Below are 16,672 nucleotides of genomic sequence, written 5' to 3'. Positions count from 1 at the left end.
AATGCTTAACTACTGCAAATGTGCGCTTTCAACGGTATACGTAGCCTAAGAATACTAGATGGGCCTAAGTAGCAAGTTCATATAGTTTTCTTCTATTATATGTGTATGGTGTGTATAATATGTGTATAATACACAAATGAATAGCAAAGAACTCCTCAAGTTGTTAGAGAGGGATGGTTGGATTATGCGTAACTCAAAAGGTTCCCATCATATTTTTAAGCATCCCGTTAAAACCGGTCACATTACGGTGCCACACCCCAAAAAGGATCTCGGCGTTGGTTTAGTTCAAAAGCTACTAAAACAAGCAGGAATTAAATAAGGGAAAGTCCATGAAATATCCAATCGCAATAGAGCCAGGGAACGATACCAATGCGTGGGGCGTTATCGTGCCTGACTTACCAGGTTGCTTTTCGGCTGCGGATAGCGGTATTGATGAGGCAATCGACAATGCAAAACAAGCCATTGAATTGTGGATCGAAGCTGCCTTAGATGACAATCAAGATGTGCCAAGACCAAGTTCGATTAATGCCCTGCAGAAGAAAAAAGAATTTAAGGGAATGATTTGGGCCATTGCCGAAATTGATCCTGCCCTTCTATCTAATGAAATCGAGCGTGTGAATATCTCCTTGCCAAAACGAGTGCTAGCAAGGTTGGATGCAAAAGCAAAGTCAGCGGGAGAAAATCGCTCTGGGTTTATTGCCCAAATGGCAATCAGCGCTTAAAAGGTAAGGCCTCCCGCTTGGGAGGCCTTATAGTTGGTGCGGCTGGCAGGAATTGAACCCACGACCCCTTGGTTCGTAGCCAAGTACTCTATCCAGCTGAGCTACAGCCGCAACAGCCATAATTATGCCATGGAAGAAAAGAACTACATCACGCCGGCTGGTCACGAGCGCTTGAGGGCCGAACTTTTAGAGCTTTTGGACGTGGAGCGCCCGAAAATCGTTGAGATTGTCCACTGGGCTGCTTCCAATGGTGACCGCTCTGAAAATGGGGACTATATCTATGGCAAGAAGCGTTTACGGGAGATTGATCGGCGGATTCGGTTTTTAAACAAGCGGCTTGAGTTTGCGGTACTTGTCGATAATGCCGCCCGAATATCCGGCGAACAGGATGCCGATCAGGTCTTTTTTGGAGCAACGGTGACCTACTGCCCTACCAGCGGACCCAATCATGAAAAAGAAGAAAACATCACGATTGTTGGGGTTGATGAGGTTGATTTAGAACAGGGGCATGTCAGCTGGGTATCGCCGATTGCTAAGGCGCTAATTAAAGCGCGCATTGGGGATTGTGTGCGCATTCAAACGCCAACCGGCCCAACGGAGATTGAGATTCTGGACGTGCAATACCGCTAAGCGCGGGTCCGCACCACGCGCATCACGTCGGGGTTGTTCCGCAAACTCCGCATTACTTTAGACAGATGCAAACGGTCGGCCACTTGCAAAGTAAAGCGAATGACAACAGCGTCTTCTTTGTACCGGTCTTCCATTGAGACATTCATGATGTTGCAATCGGCCGAAGTAATGCTACTCGCGACCCGAGCCAAGACGCCCTTCCCTTGGTGAGTATCGACTGCTAGGCTCACCTCAAACTCGCGGTGAATGTCTTTGCTCCACTCGACCTCAACCCACTTATCACTGTCTTTGGAGAGCATGCGCAGCGCTGTCTGGCAGTCATTCACATGAATCTGCAGGCCCTCGCCTTTGCCTAAATAGCCAATAATGGCATCGCCCGGAATGGGATGGCAACAACTCTGAAAGCTAGTCGACATGCCTTCTCGACCGTCAACCAAAATAGCCTGCTTTTGGTGTGAATGGGGCTCGTGGTGGATTGCCCAGTCACCCGAGCCCAAACGCATCTGCTCATCACCACCCTCTTCATCCAGCAGAATTTTTAGGCGAATCGCTAGCTCTTGGTGCGAGCGGCGACCCAAGGCAATGTTGACGCAGGCCTCTTCGCGGGTCTTATCGCCAGTCCAGTGCAATAACTTTTCCCAAATGATTCCAGACAAAAGCCCAGCATCAACACCTTGCTGACGTAAGGCATTCGCTAATAAGCGCTCGCCCAATTGCAAGGACTCGCCGTAATGTTTGGTCTTGAGCGAATGGCGAATCGATGCCCTGGCTTTGCCGGTGCGCACAAACGCCAACCAACCAGGGTTGGGCTGGTTATTGGTGGAAGTAACTACCTCGACAATGTCGCCGTTCTTTAATTCGCTGCGCAGTGGCAACTGCATATTGTTAATCTTGACTGCAACGCAGGAATTACCAATATCGCTGTGGACCGAGTACGCAAAATCCAGCGCCGTCGCGCCCCGCGGTAAGGCCCGAATTTGCCCTTTGGGCGTAAACACATAGACCGCATCTGGGAACAAATCGATCTTGACGTGCTCTAAGAATTCTTGCGAATCACCGCTGCTATCCTGAATATCAATCAGGGATTGCAACCACTGGTGCGCCCGATTTTGCACCTCACTCATTTCGGGTGAGCCTTCTTTATAAGCCCAGTGCGCCGCTACGCCCGACTCCGCCACCGCATGCATGTCGCCCGTACGAATCTGGAACTCCACCGGGACGCCCGATGGGCCCACTAAAGTCGTATGCAAAGACTGGTAGCCGTTAAGTTTAGGAATCGAAATGTAGTCCTTAAACTTACCAGGCATCGGTTTATACAAGGCATGCAAGACGCCTAATGCGCGGTAACACTCATCAATCGATTGCACCGTAACGCGGAAGGCATAGACATCGAGCACCTGAGAAAAACTCACGTGCTTATGCCGCATCTTCATGTAAATTGAAAAGAGGGTTTTTTCTCGGCCCTGCAGATCCACTGCAATACCCACTTTTGCAAAGCTCACGCGCGTGGCCTGCAAAATCTTCTCAACCATCTCTTTGCGATTACCACGGGCACGCTTGACTGCGTCTTCAATGACCCGAAAGCGCATCGGCATCGAATAGCGGAAACTCAAATCTTGTAACTCGCGGTAAATAACGTTTAATCCCAGGCGATGCGCAATCGGCGCATAAATCTCGAGGGTCTCCGAAGCAACCCGGCGGCGCTTTTCAATCGGCACCGCATCCAGGGTTTGCATATTGTGAGTACGGTCGGCAAGCTTCACCAGAATGACCCGTACATCGCGCGCCATCGCCATAAACATCTTGCGGAAGCTCTCCGCCTGCGCTTCAGCATGACTCTGAAACTCGAGCTTATCGAGTTTGGTTAATCCCTCTACTAATTCAGCGACCTTGGGTCCAAACTGCGCTACTAAATCATCTTGAGTACAGCCGGTATCTTCAATCACATCGTGCAGGATTGCCGCCATGATCGATGACGCATCCAAGCGCCAACTGGCGCAGAGCTCTGCCACCGCAACCGGGTGGGTAATGTACGGCTCACCACTTTGACGGTATTGCCCTAAGTGGGCTGAGTCTGCAAAGTGAAAGGCTTTTTTGACTAAGGCAAGCTCATCGGACTTCAGGTAATGGAGTTTTGCAGTCAATGCACTAATGGATACGACTTGCTGCTTGGGTGGCACGATTGGCTGCGATGTCGGACCAAATAAATGCCGACTGGATTGCGCCAAGAGGGATTCAAGAACAGCTGAGCCGCTTAAGGAACTACTGGGGGATGCACCAAAGAGGCTTGGCTCTGAGGTCTCAGAAGAATGGATGCTTGCGCTACTACGAATTTCGTTGGGCGAGCGTGACCCAATGGATCCCGATGTGGTCAGCGGCTGCGCCACAACGGGCCTCTCGATTAAAGAGGAACTTTGGTCAGCATATCCCGATCGGTGACGCCGGCAGCGACTTCGCGCAGAGCCACTACTGTCGCTTTGTCTTTAGCATCAACCCGTGGGGCGTGACCTTGAACCAGCTGACGCGCACGATAAGTGGCAGCCAACACCAGCTCAAATCGGTTTGGAATGGTTTTGAGGCAATCTTCTACGGTAATACGAGCCATGCGCTACTCACTTTAAATGGGAATCAATACCCATAGGATAACTGATTAAACCCCAAGGCGCCTTAAAAGAGCGGGGTTGCGGGCCATCATCGGCCCGGATCGCAGACGGCTAGTGGCAATGATTTGCTGCAAATCGAGCAAAGCCTGCTCAAAAACATCATTGATCACAATGAAATTGGCTTCTGCGGCATGCTGGAGTTCGACGTGAGCAGCGGCCAGGCGGCGCTGGATGGTGGCTTCATCATCCTGCCCGCGCTTACGCAGGCGCTGTTCTAAGGCATCAATCGATGGCGGAAAAATGAAGATCCACTGCGCCGAGGGAATGAGCTGCCGAATTTGCTGCGCGCCCTGCCAGTCGATTTCTAAAATGACATCGCTGCCCGCTTGCATTTGCTGCTCAATCCACGAGCGCGAGGTGCCATAAAAATGGCCGTGGACTTCTGCCCACTCTAAAAAATCACCACTGGCGCGTTGTGCTATGAAAGCATCATTGCTAACAAAACGGTAGTCTTTGCCGTCGACCTCCCCACTGCGGGGTTGGCGCGTGGTCGTCGATAAGGACAGTTTGAGACTGGCATCGGCTTGCAATAAGGCCTGCACCAAAGACGATTTGCCGGCACCGGAAGGCGCCACAATCATCAGCATGCTGCCTTGGTAGGTTTGGGGTGATAAGGTCATCGGCTTATTCTAAATTCTGAACTTGCTCGCGCATTTGTTCAATCAGGAGCTTAAGCTCTACTGCGGCTGCAGTGCATTCATCGGATACCGACTTCGAGCTCAGGGTATTAGCCTCCCGGTTGAGTTCTTGCATCAAGAAGTCCAACCGCTTACCGACCGGTCCTTTGCCTTTGAGCGCAGTAGCAACCGCCTGCAGATGCGTCTTTAGGCGGGCAAATTCCTCGGCCACATCAATTTTGACGGCATACAGCACCACTTCCTGCCGAATGCGATCCAGTACCTCGGCCGGAACAGTGCCATTGCTTAGATTGCCTTGGCTGCCTTGACCAGTCAGGGCCTCCGCCAAACGGGCGCTGAGTTTGTCTTGGTATTGCTGAACGTATTCCGGGATGCGCGGCTCCAGGCTAGCAATAATGGCCTGCATTTGCTGGGTAATGGCATGCAATACCTCCACTAAAGCGGCACCTTCTGCAGCGCGACTCGCCATCAGGGCATCGAGAGCCGCCTTGGCAGCCTCAGCTGTTGCACCAATCCAGCCCTCCTCCTCACCTCTCGGCTCATTGACTACCCCCGGCCAGCGCAAGATGTCGGCTGCGCGCAGGTCACCCGCTTGTGGAAATGCGTTTAGCACCTCGGTTTGGAGCGCCTTTAGGGCTGACAGGCGTTCGTGATTGAGGGTGCTTGTTGCCCGGGATGGGCTTGCAGCGGCGGTACTAGTATTAATGCGCCATGCCGCCCGAAACTCCACTTTGCCGCGGGCCAAGGCCTGGGTGGCCATCTCGCGCAGCAGGGGTTCAGCACCGCGGCACTCGTCCGGCAAGCGAAAACCCAGATCTAAGAAGCGGCTATTGACCGCCCGGCATTCGACCTGCAAATCCGCAAGCACCCCCGCGCCCAGGGAAACGGGGCGGGATGCACTGCCATAACCCGTCATGCTCGATATCATGTGAACATTGTAAATTGCCTTTCTCCCTAATTAGGATCAAATTCACCATGAGCACATCCTCCTTCCCGATTCAGCGACCTAGCCAGCGCAGCCCAAAGCAACTCCGCCCCGTCACGATTGAGCGCAGCTTCACCAAGCATGCTGAAGGATCGGTGCTGATTGCCTTTGGCGATACCAAGGTGCTTTGCACGGCCAGTATCTTAGAGCGGGTTCCGCCCCATAAAAAGGGCTCTGGTGAAGGCTGGGTTACTGCCGAGTACGGTATGTTGCCCCGCTCCACCCATACCCGTAGCGATCGGGAAGCGGCCCGGGGCAAGCAAAGTGGGCGTACCCAAGAAATCCAGCGCTTGATTGGCCGAGCCATGCGCAGCGTATTTAATCTCAGCCTTTTAGGCGAGCGCACCATTCATTTGGATTGCGATGTCTTGCAAGCCGACGGTGGAACGCGCACTGCGGCCATTACCGGCGCCTATGTTGCCGCCCGCGACGCTGTCAATACCTTGCTTGAAAAAGGCGTAATCGCAAAAGATCCGATTACCGATAGTGTGGCTGCTATTTCTGTCGGCATTTACCAAGGCACTCCCGTACTGGATTTGGATTACGCCGAAGACTCTACATGCGATACCGATATGAACGTCGTGATGACGGGCAGCGGCGGCATGATTGAATTGCAAGGCACTGCCGAAGGTCCCGCTTTTTCTCGCGCGGAATTGGCCGAGTTACTGGATCTAGCCGAACACGGCATTCATGAACTCAGTAAATTGCAGCGGGCAGCATTTGCATAATCCCGTCGCAATGCCTTCGATGCAAAAACTGGTTTTAGCGTCCAACAGTGCTGGCAAGGTGCGGGAATTCACCGCCCTATTTGCACCCCTGGGCATTACCGTCATTCCGCAGGGCGATTTAGGAATCGCCGCTGCCGAAGAGCCCTACTTCACTTTTGTTGAAAATGCGCTCAAGAAAGCACGGCATGCCAGTAAGGAAAGTAATTTACCGGCATTGGCCGACGACTCTGGCATCTGCATCACTGCCTTGGGTGGCAGGCCTGGTGTTCGCTCGGCGCGCTATGCGGGAGATGAAGCAAGCGATGCCAACAACAATGCAAAAGTCATTGCTGAGCTGCGCGGTATTACAGATCGCCGCGCGCATTACGTCTGCGCTTTGGTATTTATTCGGCATGCCCTGGATCCAGAGCCTGTCATTGTGCAAACTCAATGGCATGGCGAGTTCATGGATGTGCCCAGAGGTAATGCCGGCTTTGGCTATGACCCGCATTTTTTTATTCCAGCGCTGGATAAAACGGCTGCTGAATTGGATCCTGCTGAAAAAAATAACATCAGCCACCGCGGCCAGGCCCTGCGTCAATTGCTGGCTATTCTTAGTCCATGAAATCACCAGATCGGGTGCAGTTAAGCGCCCTGCCGCCGCTCTCCTTGTACATTCATTTTCCGTGGTGCGAAAAGAAGTGCCCTTACTGTGATTTCAATTCCCATCAAGTCAAATCCACTGGCTTTGATGAGACGCGTTACATAAATGCCTTACTGGCAGACTTGCAAACCGAGTTGCCACGCGTGTGGGGCCGTAAAGTCCACACCATTTTTATTGGCGGAGGAACACCGAGTTTGCTCTCCGTTAAAGGAATGAATCACCTGCTCTCTTCGGTGCGAGGCCTACTGCCACTCGAAGCCGATGCCGAAATCACCATGGAAGCCAATCCGGGATCGGTTGAGGCCGACAAATTAGCCGGCTTTGCTGACTGCGGTATTAATCGTGTCTCACTCGGCATTCAGAGCTTTAATGATCTGCACCTCAAGGCCTTGGGGCGCATTCACAGTGGTGACGAAGCAAAACGTGCCATCGAGATTGCATCACGCTACATTGAGTCCATCAACCTCGATTTAATGTATGCCTTACCAGAACAAAGTTTGGCTGATGCAGCAGCAGACCTCACTACTGCGCTGTCATTTGCTACGCCCCACCTGTCGATGTACCACCTCACGCTTGAACCCAATACATTATTTGCTGCGCACCCACCCACCCTGCCAAGCGAAGACATCAGCGATGCGATGTTTGAACAGAATTTAGCCATGCTGGATGCTGCTGGGTATGAGCGCTATGAAGTGTCTGCGTATTGCAAACCCCAGCGGGAATGCAAACACAACCTCAACTACTGGCGTTTTGGTGACTACATTGGCATTGGTGCCGGCGCCCACGGCAAGATCTCCTTACCGGATCACATTACCCGCCAAGTACGCGAGCGCCACCCCGAAACCTATATGCAGCAGATGGAAGCGCGCGGCGATGCGGTGATTGAATCCAAGACCGTTGCGCCCAGCGATCTTCCTTTTGAATTTATGCTCAATGCCCTGCGCTTAAGTCAAGGCGTTAGCACAGTCAGCTTTAGTGAACGGACCGGTTTACCGCTTCAGGTAATCGCATCCGCACTGGAGGCAGCAAGCAAAAAAGGCTTGCTCGATGAAAATCCTGCCGTGTTGCGACCCACCGCACTGGGCCTGCGTTACCTGAATGATTTGCAAGCAACTTTTTTATAAGGCGAAGAAATCAATGCGCATTGCACACCCTGTTTTTATTTCCCTCATCGCAGTCACCCTTGCCGGCTGCGGCACCTCGGATTATGATCTGCGCGCATATACCCAGTCGGATGGCTTAGTTGGCGTACACACGATTCAGAAGGCCAAGGAAAGCGAAACGCAGGCGGTTGCTGCAGCCGAGTGCAAGAAAAAAGGTAAACGCCGCGCGGTCTTTGTTGAGTCTCGTACAACCGTCAATGACCGCTTTCCGATTACCAACCTTTATATGTGTAGAGACTAAGGCATTCTAAAAGTTGGATTGAGGCAACTCAATGCAAAACCGCGCCCCGCCTTGTGGCGCATCTTCATACCAAATGCGCCCGCCATGCCGACCAATGATGTGTTGGCATAGCCATAATCCCAAACCCATACCGGTTTTCTTGGCACTGCTCAAGATCGTAAACAGATCTTCCTGAATTTCTGGGCTCACACCAGCACCATTATCCGTAATGGCAATCTGCATGCAGTTAACGTCACTGCTGCCTTCAATCGTAATGCGCTTCTCTTGTTGATCCGAACCCTCTAAGGACTGAATCGCGTTATTCACCAAGTTCAAAATGACTTGCTGGATTTCAGTCTGGCGGACAGGCGCATGCAATGCTGCTGGGAGTTTCAATTCGAGCTGAATCTGCTTGGCGCGCATCTCGGGGCGAACAATCACCAAGATCGACTCAATCAGCGCGCTTAAATTGGCGCACTCTACTGCTGCTTTTTCATCGGTAAAAATGGACCGCAATGACCGCACAATCGAGCTTGCGCGATTATTGTCAATCTCCAAAGCGGCAAATAATTCCTTTTGCGTATCGGCGCTTAACTCACCCTGCTCTAGCTTGCGCTTCAGAAACTGAATATTCAGATTGGATGCGCCTAAGGGCTGATTTAATTCGTGCGCAATCGAGGCCGATAGCGCGCCCGTGGCCGCTGTCTTATTCGAACGCATCAAGGACTTAATCAAAGACTCCCGCTCGGTCAGTAAGTTCTTGATCTGTTCATTTTCCTTGACGGTATTTTGCAGTTCGGCCTTCTTCTCGCTGAGCTGAGCAAGGGCATTACGCTCGCCCATCAATAACTTTTCATAAAAATAGTTATTGATGAAGAAAAACAGCAGTAGATAGGATGCTGATAGAGTGAGGCGTACAAATAAGGCTGCTGACGTCTCTTCAAACAGGTAATTAACACCATCGTATTTGGGATCGGTCGCGGTCAAAATTCGAAATACGATGAGTACGATCAAGCCAAAAAGCAGATACTGAATGAAGCGCAAATGGATTGATGGGTCCACTTTTTTAGCTTGGCGTGTCTCCCAGATTTGCCAGACAGTCAGCGCTAACAACATAAACGATACCGTCAGTAAACGATACAAGTAAGGTGCTTGAACCGCCAGTAGATAGCCTAAGAGGGCAATAACAAGCAAAACCAAGGATGCGCTTGCCACAACGTACTGGCGCGTCAGGGTTCGGCTGATGCTACGGAACAGATAACCCGCTGTCAGCAAAGAGTAGGCTAAAAAAGCACTTCCCAAAAATAGGAACAACGGCAAACCAAATGATCCAATCGCATAGCTAACACTCGAAATGACGATTAAGGTCATTGCCACAATCCAATACACCTTGATATCGGATCGGATCTTTTGATTATGAAAATCAGCATAGGCATTGAGGGCAATACCCAATGCAAATACCGCAAACATTAAATAAAAGATTTGGTTTAGGTTATTCATCAGCGATTAGATGCGGGGTTTTTTGAGCCACTCAACCAACTTGGTACTTTGGAGTAATTATTTCGCTTTTTTAGGTAAGCCACTAAGAGTTACGGCATCATTTAACTGCTCATCCACCAAGTAAAGCGTGCCGCCGTAATTGGCTTGCAAGTCATAGCCCGATAGGCCGACCGTGTAAAAAGTGATATTGGGATTGAACGAGCGAATCGTACCTCCTGAACCGGCCGAAAAATTCGCATCCACGTCCAAGCCGCCGCGCTGACCATCGATGGAGGTCAATAAAAACTGATCGATGGCGGAGGTAGTTTTGAACACAATAATTTGGTATTGATCTTGGTAGCCCGCGCCCAGCCCCTCTCCTGTTTTAAAGCTGCGCAAAAAAATGGGCTCTTTGCGTCGTTTGTCATGCAAGATGCCCTCGCCACGTGCCACCACCAATAAAACCACATTGACATTGGTCGTACTAACGACCGCATAGCCCGCGGCCGCTTCGATCTCTTTTCTTGCTGCTGGGTTTTGCTTATAAAAAGCAGTTAGGCCAGATTCGCCCATCTTGATCGTTGCAGCCCGCTTTTCAATGATTTCTGCGGGAGTCAAAGGCTTACCATCCTGGCCAGTCGATTGGCAACCAAGAAGAGCCATCGCAATGCTCAGAAAAAAATAGTGGGGTAGTTTCAAAATAGAATTTGCCTTGAAGAACGATATAAAGGCTTGGCGGAAGCTGTGAGATTCGAACTCACGGAGGACTTTCATCCTCGCCAGTTTTCAAGACTGGTGCATTCAACCGCTCTGCCAAGCTTCCTTTTTGATTCGCTCCCAATTATAAGGAAGTTCATGGCATCAGCCTAAAGTAGGCCTGCCGGTCTTATTCGGCTCGAATCAGGCCATCGAGGTGCTTGGCAATCGCCAATGATGATGTCAAGCCTGGCGACTCAAAACCGTAGAGGTTATATAAGCCTGCGAGGCCATGGGTGCTGGGGCAATCAAACACAAAATCGCCTGCGGGAGCCCCTGGCGGCACAATCTTGGCGCGTACACCTGAATAGTCTGGCATGAGTGTGCTGTCTTTTAAGCCTGGCCAATAGCGCCGTACGGCAGCGTAAAAGGCATCTCCACGGCGAGGGTCGACCGAGTAATCGACTGCGGCCTCGGCTTCAATATCCAGCCACTCCACATCGGGGCCAAATTTAGCCTGCCCCGCCATATCGAGGGTCAAGTGAACGCCTAAGCCGCCGGGCTCCGGTATCGGGTAAATCAAGTGCCGAAATGGCGATTTACCACTTAAGGAAAAGTAATTGCCTTTCGCGAAGTAAGCGCGTGGAATATGCACCGGATCAAGACCCTCAATTGCGGCAGCCACCTGGGGCGCGCTCATGCCCGCACAATTAATTAAGAGTGTGGTCTCAATTTGCATGGCCTCTTGTCCGCCAATGTCTAGCCGAAATCCACCGCCGGTAAGGGCGCTAGCCCGCAATAAGGGCGACTGATAGGCAACCATGCCCCCCGCATCCTCAAAGCCGCCCAAGAGCGAGAGCATGTAACCATGGCTATCCACAATTCCGGTTGATTTGGAGTGTATGGCTGCAGTGCATTGCAACTGCGGCTCGAGGGCAACTGCTTCTTTGCCGCTGATCATCGAAATACCCGGCACGTCGTTTTCTTGTGCGCGGTGCTGAAGCGCCCGCAGATCATCCAACTGGCTATCGTCTGCAGCCACAATCAATTTGCCATATTGCTGGGTGCCCACCTGATGGCTACGGCAATATTCGTAGAGCATGCGATTGCCGGCGACGCACAAGCGGGCTTTCAGTGAGCTTTTGGGGTAATAAATGCCGGCATGAATAACTTCGCTATTGCGGGCACTGCTGATCGTGCCAAAGGCAGGCTCGCGCTCGAGCAATATGGTCTCTTTTCCTTGCAGTGCCATTTCTCGGGCAATTGCCAAACCCACTACGCCTGCGCCAATCACGACGCAATCCAACCGCTCCATTGCTTTTCCTAAGTCGATTTGAGGTGTATCACTCTTTTTATGTCCCAAATCCTACCATTTTCAATGATTTAGCGAATTTCCCTACCCTTCTTGATAAAATCCATCCATGCCTTTACAGCCCAGCTCGACCCCTCAAAACAGCCATACCGCGGTCAATGTCGTGCTCGATACCGCCTACCAAGGGATTGATGCCCCAACGTGGGCCAAGTTGTTTGTAGAAGCGCGCCAATCCAAGCTCGAGGAGTATATTGCCGACCTGTTTGCAGGCAAACACATTAATGTCAGTGAGAATCGCCCTGCCCTGCATTCGGCCTTGCGCAACCTCCACCAAACCCCAGTACTGATTGATGGCAAAGATGTGATGCCTACGGTGGCTGCCGTATGGTCCCGCATTGAGGCCCTCTGCTCGCAGTGGACTGGCGTGACGGATGTGATTCATATTGGCATCGGTGGCTCTGACTTTGGTCCGCGCTTAGCCATTGAAGCGCTGGCGCATGTGCCCGGCATTAGCAGTCGCGGTATGCGCATGCATTTCTTGGCCAATATTGATACGGCCGAGTTGGCCCGTATTTTGGCCCGCGCAGAAGCCAAGAGCACGCGCGTGATTATTGTTTCGAAGTCATTCACAACGCTAGAGACCACCATGAATGCTAAAGCGGTGGTGAACTGGCTAAAAGACAGCGGCTGCAGCCAAAGCGACATTACTAGCGCGTTATATGCAGTCACTGCCAATGTGCCGGCTGCCAGTGCATTTGGCATTGCTGAGGAGAACATCTTCCCTTTTTGGGATTGGGTTGGCGGTCGCTATTCAGTTTGGTCGGCAGTTGGCCTACCGATTGCCTTGCAATACGGCTTTAAGGCCTTTCAAGAATTCCTGGCTGGCGCCGAGGCGATGGACTTGCATTTTAAGAATGCCCCGCTCGAAGAAAATTTGCCAGTCATCATGGCCTTAGCATTGCTCCATCAGCAAAAGATCCATGGCATTACATCTTATGCGGCGATTCCCTACGCCGATGCCCTCGATTGGTTTCCAAAATGGCTTCAACAGCTCGATATGGAAAGCAATGGCAAGAGCGTTGATCGCGACGGTAAGCCAGTTCAATATTCTTCGCCCGTAGTATTTGGTAGTGCCGGCAGCAATGCGCAGCACTCCTACTTTCAGATGCTGCACCAAGGCACTGAAATCATTCCAATTGACTTTATTGCGGTACGCGAGCCGATGAGTGATCGGCCCGAAGCCGTCGCCCACCACCGCATCTTGCTCTCGAACTGTTTAGCGCAAGCACAGGCATTGGCCAACGGCAAAGGGGCAAGCAATCCCAATGACGTTTACCCCGGTCAGCGCCCGAGCAATTTACTGTTACTTCCCAAGCTCAATGCCTTTTATTTGGGCGCCTTGCTCGCTCTTTATGAGAACCGCGCTGCTAGCCTGGGCGCACTCTGGAATATCAACAGCTTTGATCAGCCCGGCGTGGAATACGGCAAGGTCTTAGCCAAACCGATTGAAAAAGCCTTGGCCAGCCATGCAAACAACATTGCTGCTAGCGAACTCATCGACGCTGTGACCGCTGCGCGCATTAATTATTTGAATTCATAATCATTTTTACAATACCCAATCGCTAGGACTCGCAGTGCAACTCTCCCCTTCCATCTTTAAAGCCTACGACATTCGCGGCATCATTGATCAAACCCTCAATGCCGATGTGGCCCGCTTGATTGGTCAAGCATTTGGCAGCGAGATGCGTGCGATCGGTGAGGACGTGATCGTGATTGGCCGGGATGGCCGTCTCTCTGGCCCTGAATTAATTGATGCCCTAACCGAGGGTTTGCTGTCCACCGGCGTGGATGTGATTGATTTAGGAATGGTGGCAACGCCGATGGTCTACTTTGCGGCAAACCACGTGATTAATGGCAGAAGCCCCAAGTCCGGCATCATGATTACCGGTAGCCATAATCCGCCTAATTACAACGGCTTTAAGATGGTTTTGGGCACTGCCGCGATTTACGGCGAGCAAATCCAAGGGCTTTACAAACGCATTGAAGCGAAGCAATTTGTTACGGGCCAGGGTCAGCGCAGCACCTTTGATGTGTTCCCGATGTATTTGGAGCGCATTGTCAGTGATATCAAATTAGCCCGCCCCATGAAAATCGCCATCGATTGCGGCAACGGCGTAGGCGGCGCATTTGCGGCTACCCTCTTTCGCGCCTTGGGCTGTGAAGTCGAAGAGCTCTTTTGCGAAGTCGATGGGCATTTTCCGAACCACCACCCCGATCCAGCCCACATTGAGAACTTACAGGATTTAATTAAAAACGTTCGCACAACAGATAACGAACTCGGTTTGGCGTTTGACGGTGATGCCGATCGACTGGGCGTCGTTACCAAAGATGGTCAGGTTATTTTTCCCGATCGACAAATGATGTTGTTTGCCAAAGACGTCTTATCGCGCAACCCCGGCGGTCAGATTATTTATGACGTCAAATGCACCCGCAATTTAGCGACTTGGATTACCCAGCATGGTGGCCAACCCCTCATGTGGAAAACGGGCCATTCGCTAGTGAAAGCCAAACTCAAAGAAACCGGCGCCCCACTCGCAGGTGAGATGAGTGGGCATATTTTCTTTAAAGACCGCTGGTTTGGCTTTGATGATGGCCTATATACCGGTGCGCGTTTATTGGAAATTCTCAGCAAAGAAGCCAATCCAAGCAATACGCTCAATGATTTACCGAATGCGATCTGTACTCCAGAACTGCAACTGCCTTGCGCTGAAGGTGAGCCATTCGCGTTGCTGGAAACGATTAAAGCCAATGCCAAATTCCCTACTTCAGAATCAATCAATACGATTGACGGTGTTCGGGTCGAATACGCCGATGGATTTGGTTTAGCCCGGCCATCGAATACCACGCCAGTGGTAGTGATGCGCTTTGAGGCCGATAGTGATGCGGCAATTGCGCGCATTCAGGCGGAGTTTAAGACTGCTCTGTTGGCTGCAAAGCCGGATGCAAAACTACCCTTCTAAGTATTAATAAGCTGAGAGCAATCTTGCAATCGATTAGCTACTGGATCAGCGGCTAATTTTTTTGATCTCTTTGATGCGATTCTGGTCATCCAACAGAACCACTTTAGGAATGTGCTGAGCTACTTCATGGTCGTCGACGGGGCCATAGGTGCAGATAATTAAATGGTCCCCAACGTGCGCCTTACGGGCTGCAGCACCATTGAGTGAAATCGCACCAGAACCACGCGCGGCTTTAATGATGTAGGTCGAAAAACGCTCGCCATTATTAATGTTGTAGAGCTCAATCTTCTCGAACTCGCGCATATCGGCCGCTTCCATGAGGTTTTCATCGATCCCGCATGAACCTTCGTAGTGCAAATCGGCCTCCGTGACAACAGCCCGATGCAATTTAGCCAACAACATGATGCGCTTCATAAAACTCCTTGATTAGGGCTAAATTCTAGCCTGAATTAAGATTACCCCTTCTTTTCAATAATCCCAAAAGAAATTAAATGCGCTTGATCTCAAACCAGTTAACAAAATAGTGATTATCAATTTTCTTGACCCCAATCAAGCATCTGGTTTGCCCAAACAAGACTCTGTAGTTAAAAGTAAAGCCTAAAACTGAAAAAGTACCGTAAACAAGGTAATATTTCGTATGAATTCAGCTACAGAATCACCCATTTCCTTTGATTACCCGCAACAAAATGCGGCGGGCGCCACCTGCGTAGCCCAAGCCTGGGCCAAAGTACCAGCCCACCTTCCTGCCGCCGAAAAGGCGCAGGTCATTGCCCGCATTAAGCAGCTCTTGATTGAGAAAGATGCCGTTTTAGTAGCGCACTACTACGTCGATGGTGATATTCAAGACCTTGCTATGGAGACCGGCGGCTTTGTTTCCGACTCCCTGGAGATGGCGCGCTTTGGTAAAAATCATCCGGCGCGCAATTTAATTGTTTCGGGTGTGCGCTTCATGGGCGAGACCGCCAAGATTTTAAGTCCAGAAAAACGGGTCTTCATGCCAGACTTAGAGGCCACCTGCTCACTGGATCTTGGCTGTGATGCGAACGACTTTGCGCAGTTTCGGGCACTGCATCCCGACCGCGTGGTGGTGGTTTATGCCAATACCAGCGCCGCGGTTAAAGCCCAAGCTGACTGGATGGTGACGAGCTCCTGCGCCTTAGCGATCGTGCATCAATTGAAAGAGCAAGGTAAAAAAATTCTGTGGGCACCCGATCGCCATTTGGGTAGATACATTCAAGAGCAAACTGGGGCCGATATGCTGCTTTGGAACGGTGCCTGCATCGTTCATGACGAATTCAAAGGTGAGGAGTTAGCAGCACTGCGTGCCAAACATCCCCATGCCCAGGTTTTAGTTCACCCCGAATCACCCCAGAGCGTGGTGGATCAAGCCGATGTGGTTGGCTCAACCTCAGCCATGATCAAAGCCGTAGTCGAGGGCAGCGCCCCGGAATACATTGTTGCTACTGATAAGGGCATCTTGCACCGCATGCGCCAGCTTGCGCCAAACAAAGTCTTAATCGAAGCGCCGACCGCCGGCGATAGCGCTACCTGCAAGAGCTGCGCGCACTGCCCTTGGATGGCGATGAACAGCCTGACGGATATTTTGCATTGCCTTGAGCGCCAAAGTGGCGAGGTCTTTGTCGAAGAGCCTACACGCCAAGAGGCCTTAGATTGCATTGAGCGGATGCTGACCTTTACCAAAGACTATCCGGATCTATTAGCCAAAGCCCAGCATGGTTTCGTGAAGAACATTGGCGTGGCATAAGTATCGAC

General features: G+C 51.3%; 18 protein-coding genes and 2 tRNA genes. 10 read left to right on the top strand and 10 right to left on the bottom strand.

The annotated features are described in order from the left end of the window. The first annotated feature begins 136 nt into the window (after window positions 1-136). Together AOC34_RS03620 and AOC34_RS03615 are read left to right on the top strand one after the other, a co-directional pair. Entirely contained in the window at window positions 137-319 is a 183-nt protein-coding gene (locus AOC34_RS03620; protein WP_108468813.1) for a type II toxin-antitoxin system HicA family toxin, read from the top strand. A gap of 10 nt (window positions 320-329) precedes the next feature. Continuing rightward, window positions 330-722, top strand: coding sequence for a type II toxin-antitoxin system HicB family antitoxin (locus AOC34_RS03615; RefSeq protein WP_108468812.1), 393 nt, complete (start codon window positions 330-332; stop codon window positions 720-722). Window positions 723-756: 34 nt separating this feature from the next. On the opposite strand, the gene AOC34_RS03610 is transcribed toward AOC34_RS03615, so the two are convergent. Next, window positions 757-833: transfer RNA gene (locus tag AOC34_RS03610), tRNA-Arg, on the bottom strand. An 18-nt stretch (window positions 834-851) separates the two neighbouring features. On the opposite strand from AOC34_RS03610, the gene greB reads away from it, so the two are divergent. Further along, the gene (gene greB / locus AOC34_RS03605; RefSeq protein ID WP_108468811.1) at window positions 852-1,352 is read left to right on the top strand and encodes a transcription elongation factor GreB; all 501 of its coding nucleotides are present in this window, start codon (window positions 852-854) and stop codon (window positions 1,350-1,352) included. Here the strand turns inward: greB and AOC34_RS03600 are convergent. Genes AOC34_RS03600 through AOC34_RS03585 form a run of 4 tightly spaced genes read right to left on the bottom strand, consistent with a single transcriptional unit; the run spans window position 1,349 to window position 5,581 of the window. Beyond that, window positions 1,349-3,739, bottom strand: a complete 2,391-nt coding sequence (locus AOC34_RS03600) for a RelA/SpoT family protein (protein WP_407675566.1) — start codon at window positions 3,737-3,739, stop codon at window positions 1,349-1,351. The two genes, greB and AOC34_RS03600, sit on opposite strands and share 4 nt — an antisense overlap. A 14-nt stretch (window positions 3,740-3,753) precedes the next feature. Beyond that, entirely contained in the window at window positions 3,754-3,957 is a 204-nt protein-coding gene (gene rpoZ / locus AOC34_RS03595) for a DNA-directed RNA polymerase subunit omega (protein WP_108468810.1), read from the bottom strand. 45 nt (window positions 3,958-4,002) lie between these two features. Continuing rightward, window positions 4,003-4,635: a guanylate kinase gene (gene gmk, locus AOC34_RS03590; RefSeq protein WP_108468809.1), complete on the bottom strand. Its 633-nt coding sequence runs from the start codon at window positions 4,633-4,635 to the stop codon at window positions 4,003-4,005. A gap of 4 nt (window positions 4,636-4,639) precedes the next feature. Then, window positions 4,640-5,581: a YicC/YloC family endoribonuclease gene (locus AOC34_RS03585; RefSeq protein ID WP_108468808.1), complete on the bottom strand. Its 942-nt coding sequence runs from the start codon at window positions 5,579-5,581 to the stop codon at window positions 4,640-4,642. Window positions 5,582-5,628: 47 nt separating this feature from the next. On the opposite strand from AOC34_RS03585, the gene rph reads away from it, so the two are divergent. Genes rph through AOC34_RS03565 form a run of 4 tightly spaced genes read left to right on the top strand, consistent with a single transcriptional unit; the run spans window position 5,629 to window position 8,413 of the window. Beyond that, on the top strand, window positions 5,629-6,366 hold the full coding sequence (gene rph, locus AOC34_RS03580) for a ribonuclease PH (RefSeq protein ID WP_108468807.1): 738 nt from the start codon (window positions 5,629-5,631) through the stop codon (window positions 6,364-6,366). A gap of 19 nt (window positions 6,367-6,385) precedes the next feature. Continuing rightward, window positions 6,386-6,970: an RdgB/HAM1 family non-canonical purine NTP pyrophosphatase gene (rdgB, locus tag AOC34_RS03575; protein ID WP_108470027.1), complete on the top strand. Its 585-nt coding sequence runs from the start codon at window positions 6,386-6,388 to the stop codon at window positions 6,968-6,970. After that, entirely contained in the window at window positions 6,967-8,133 is a 1,167-nt protein-coding gene (gene hemW / locus AOC34_RS03570; RefSeq protein WP_108468806.1) for a radical SAM family heme chaperone HemW, read from the top strand. Before rdgB ends, hemW begins: the two co-directional genes overlap by 4 nt. A gap of 13 nt (window positions 8,134-8,146) precedes the next feature. Beyond that, window positions 8,147-8,413: a hypothetical protein gene (locus AOC34_RS03565; RefSeq protein WP_108468805.1), complete on the top strand. Its 267-nt coding sequence runs from the start codon at window positions 8,147-8,149 to the stop codon at window positions 8,411-8,413. A gap of 6 nt (window positions 8,414-8,419) precedes the next feature. Here the strand turns inward: AOC34_RS03565 and AOC34_RS03560 are convergent, their stop codons facing one another. The 4 genes from AOC34_RS03560 to AOC34_RS03545 all read right to left on the bottom strand — a co-directional run bounded on the left by AOC34_RS03560 (window position 8,420) and on the right by AOC34_RS03545 (window position 11,882). Continuing rightward, a complete protein-coding gene (locus tag AOC34_RS03560; RefSeq protein ID WP_108468804.1) occupies window positions 8,420-9,892 on the bottom strand; it encodes a sensor histidine kinase in 1,473 nt (490 codons plus the stop codon). 57 nt (window positions 9,893-9,949) lie between these two features. Continuing rightward, window positions 9,950-10,570, bottom strand: coding sequence for a lipid-binding SYLF domain-containing protein (locus AOC34_RS03555; RefSeq protein ID WP_234408147.1), 621 nt, complete (start codon window positions 10,568-10,570; stop codon window positions 9,950-9,952). A 34-nt stretch (window positions 10,571-10,604) separates the two neighbouring features. Then, window positions 10,605-10,694, bottom strand: a tRNA-Ser gene (locus AOC34_RS03550). A gap of 63 nt (window positions 10,695-10,757) precedes the next feature. Beyond that, on the bottom strand, window positions 10,758-11,882 hold the full coding sequence (locus AOC34_RS03545; RefSeq protein ID WP_108468802.1) for an NAD(P)/FAD-dependent oxidoreductase: 1,125 nt from the start codon (window positions 11,880-11,882) through the stop codon (window positions 10,758-10,760). 106 nt (window positions 11,883-11,988) lie between these two features. Between AOC34_RS03545 and pgi the strand changes: the two genes are divergently transcribed. Together pgi and AOC34_RS03535 are read left to right on the top strand one after the other, a co-directional pair. Further along, the gene (gene pgi, locus AOC34_RS03540) at window positions 11,989-13,479 is read left to right on the top strand and encodes a glucose-6-phosphate isomerase (RefSeq protein WP_108468801.1); all 1,491 of its coding nucleotides are present in this window, start codon (window positions 11,989-11,991) and stop codon (window positions 13,477-13,479) included. 34 nt (window positions 13,480-13,513) lie between these two features. Further along, entirely contained in the window at window positions 13,514-14,899 is a 1,386-nt protein-coding gene (locus AOC34_RS03535; protein ID WP_108468800.1) for a phosphomannomutase/phosphoglucomutase, read from the top strand. Window positions 14,900-14,944: 45 nt separating this feature from the next. Here the strand turns inward: AOC34_RS03535 and panD are convergent, their stop codons facing one another. Then, window positions 14,945-15,313 carry an aspartate 1-decarboxylase gene (gene panD, locus AOC34_RS03530; protein ID WP_108468799.1) on the bottom strand — a complete coding sequence of 123 codons (369 nt, stop codon included), beginning with the start codon at window positions 15,311-15,313 and terminating at the stop codon, window positions 14,945-14,947. Between the two features lie 223 nt (window positions 15,314-15,536). Here panD and nadA point away from each other — a divergent pair, with 223 nt between their 5' ends. After that, window positions 15,537-16,664 (top strand): quinolinate synthase NadA, encoded by a 1,128-nt coding sequence (gene nadA / locus AOC34_RS03525; RefSeq protein WP_108468798.1) that lies wholly within the window; start codon window positions 15,537-15,539, stop codon window positions 16,662-16,664. Window positions 16,665-16,672 lie beyond the last annotated feature (8 nt).

It is taken from the genome of Polynucleobacter difficilis, assembly GCF_003065365.1.
GTDB classification, from domain to species: Bacteria; Pseudomonadota; Gammaproteobacteria; order Burkholderiales; family Burkholderiaceae; genus Polynucleobacter; species Polynucleobacter difficilis.
The sequence above is the reverse complement of the archived record's forward strand: the minus strand, read 5'-3'. Positions and strand labels throughout refer to the sequence as shown.

Coding starts and splice junctions, on each gene's coding strand:
- gmk (WP_108468809.1), bottom strand. CDS start 4,635: ATGACCTTATCACCCCAAACCTACCAAGGCAGCATGCTGATGATTGTG.
- nadA (WP_108468798.1), top strand. CDS start 15,537: ATGAATTCAGCTACAGAATCACCCATTTCCTTTGATTACCCGCAACAA.
- rpoZ (WP_108468810.1), bottom strand. CDS start 3,957: ATGGCTCGTATTACCGTAGAAGATTGCCTCAAAACCATTCCAAACCGA.
- greB (WP_108468811.1), top strand. CDS start 852: ATGGAAGAAAAGAACTACATCACGCCGGCTGGTCACGAGCGCTTGAGG.
- AOC34_RS03615 (WP_108468812.1), top strand. CDS start 330: ATGAAATATCCAATCGCAATAGAGCCAGGGAACGATACCAATGCGTGG.
- rph (WP_108468807.1), top strand. CDS start 5,629: ATGAGCACATCCTCCTTCCCGATTCAGCGACCTAGCCAGCGCAGCCCA.
- AOC34_RS03585 (WP_108468808.1), bottom strand. CDS start 5,581: ATGATATCGAGCATGACGGGTTATGGCAGTGCATCCCGCCCCGTTTCC.
- AOC34_RS03620 (WP_108468813.1), top strand. CDS start 137: ATGAATAGCAAAGAACTCCTCAAGTTGTTAGAGAGGGATGGTTGGATT.
- AOC34_RS03560 (WP_108468804.1), bottom strand. CDS start 9,892: ATGAATAACCTAAACCAAATCTTTTATTTAATGTTTGCGGTATTTGCA.
- AOC34_RS03545 (WP_108468802.1), bottom strand. CDS start 11,882: ATGGAGCGGTTGGATTGCGTCGTGATTGGCGCAGGCGTAGTGGGTTTG.
- AOC34_RS03565 (WP_108468805.1), top strand. CDS start 8,147: ATGCGCATTGCACACCCTGTTTTTATTTCCCTCATCGCAGTCACCCTT.
- rdgB (WP_108470027.1), top strand. CDS start 6,386: ATGCAAAAACTGGTTTTAGCGTCCAACAGTGCTGGCAAGGTGCGGGAA.
- pgi (WP_108468801.1), top strand. CDS start 11,989: ATGCCTTTACAGCCCAGCTCGACCCCTCAAAACAGCCATACCGCGGTC.
- panD (WP_108468799.1), bottom strand. CDS start 15,313: ATGAAGCGCATCATGTTGTTGGCTAAATTGCATCGGGCTGTTGTCACG.
- hemW (WP_108468806.1), top strand. CDS start 6,967: ATGAAATCACCAGATCGGGTGCAGTTAAGCGCCCTGCCGCCGCTCTCC.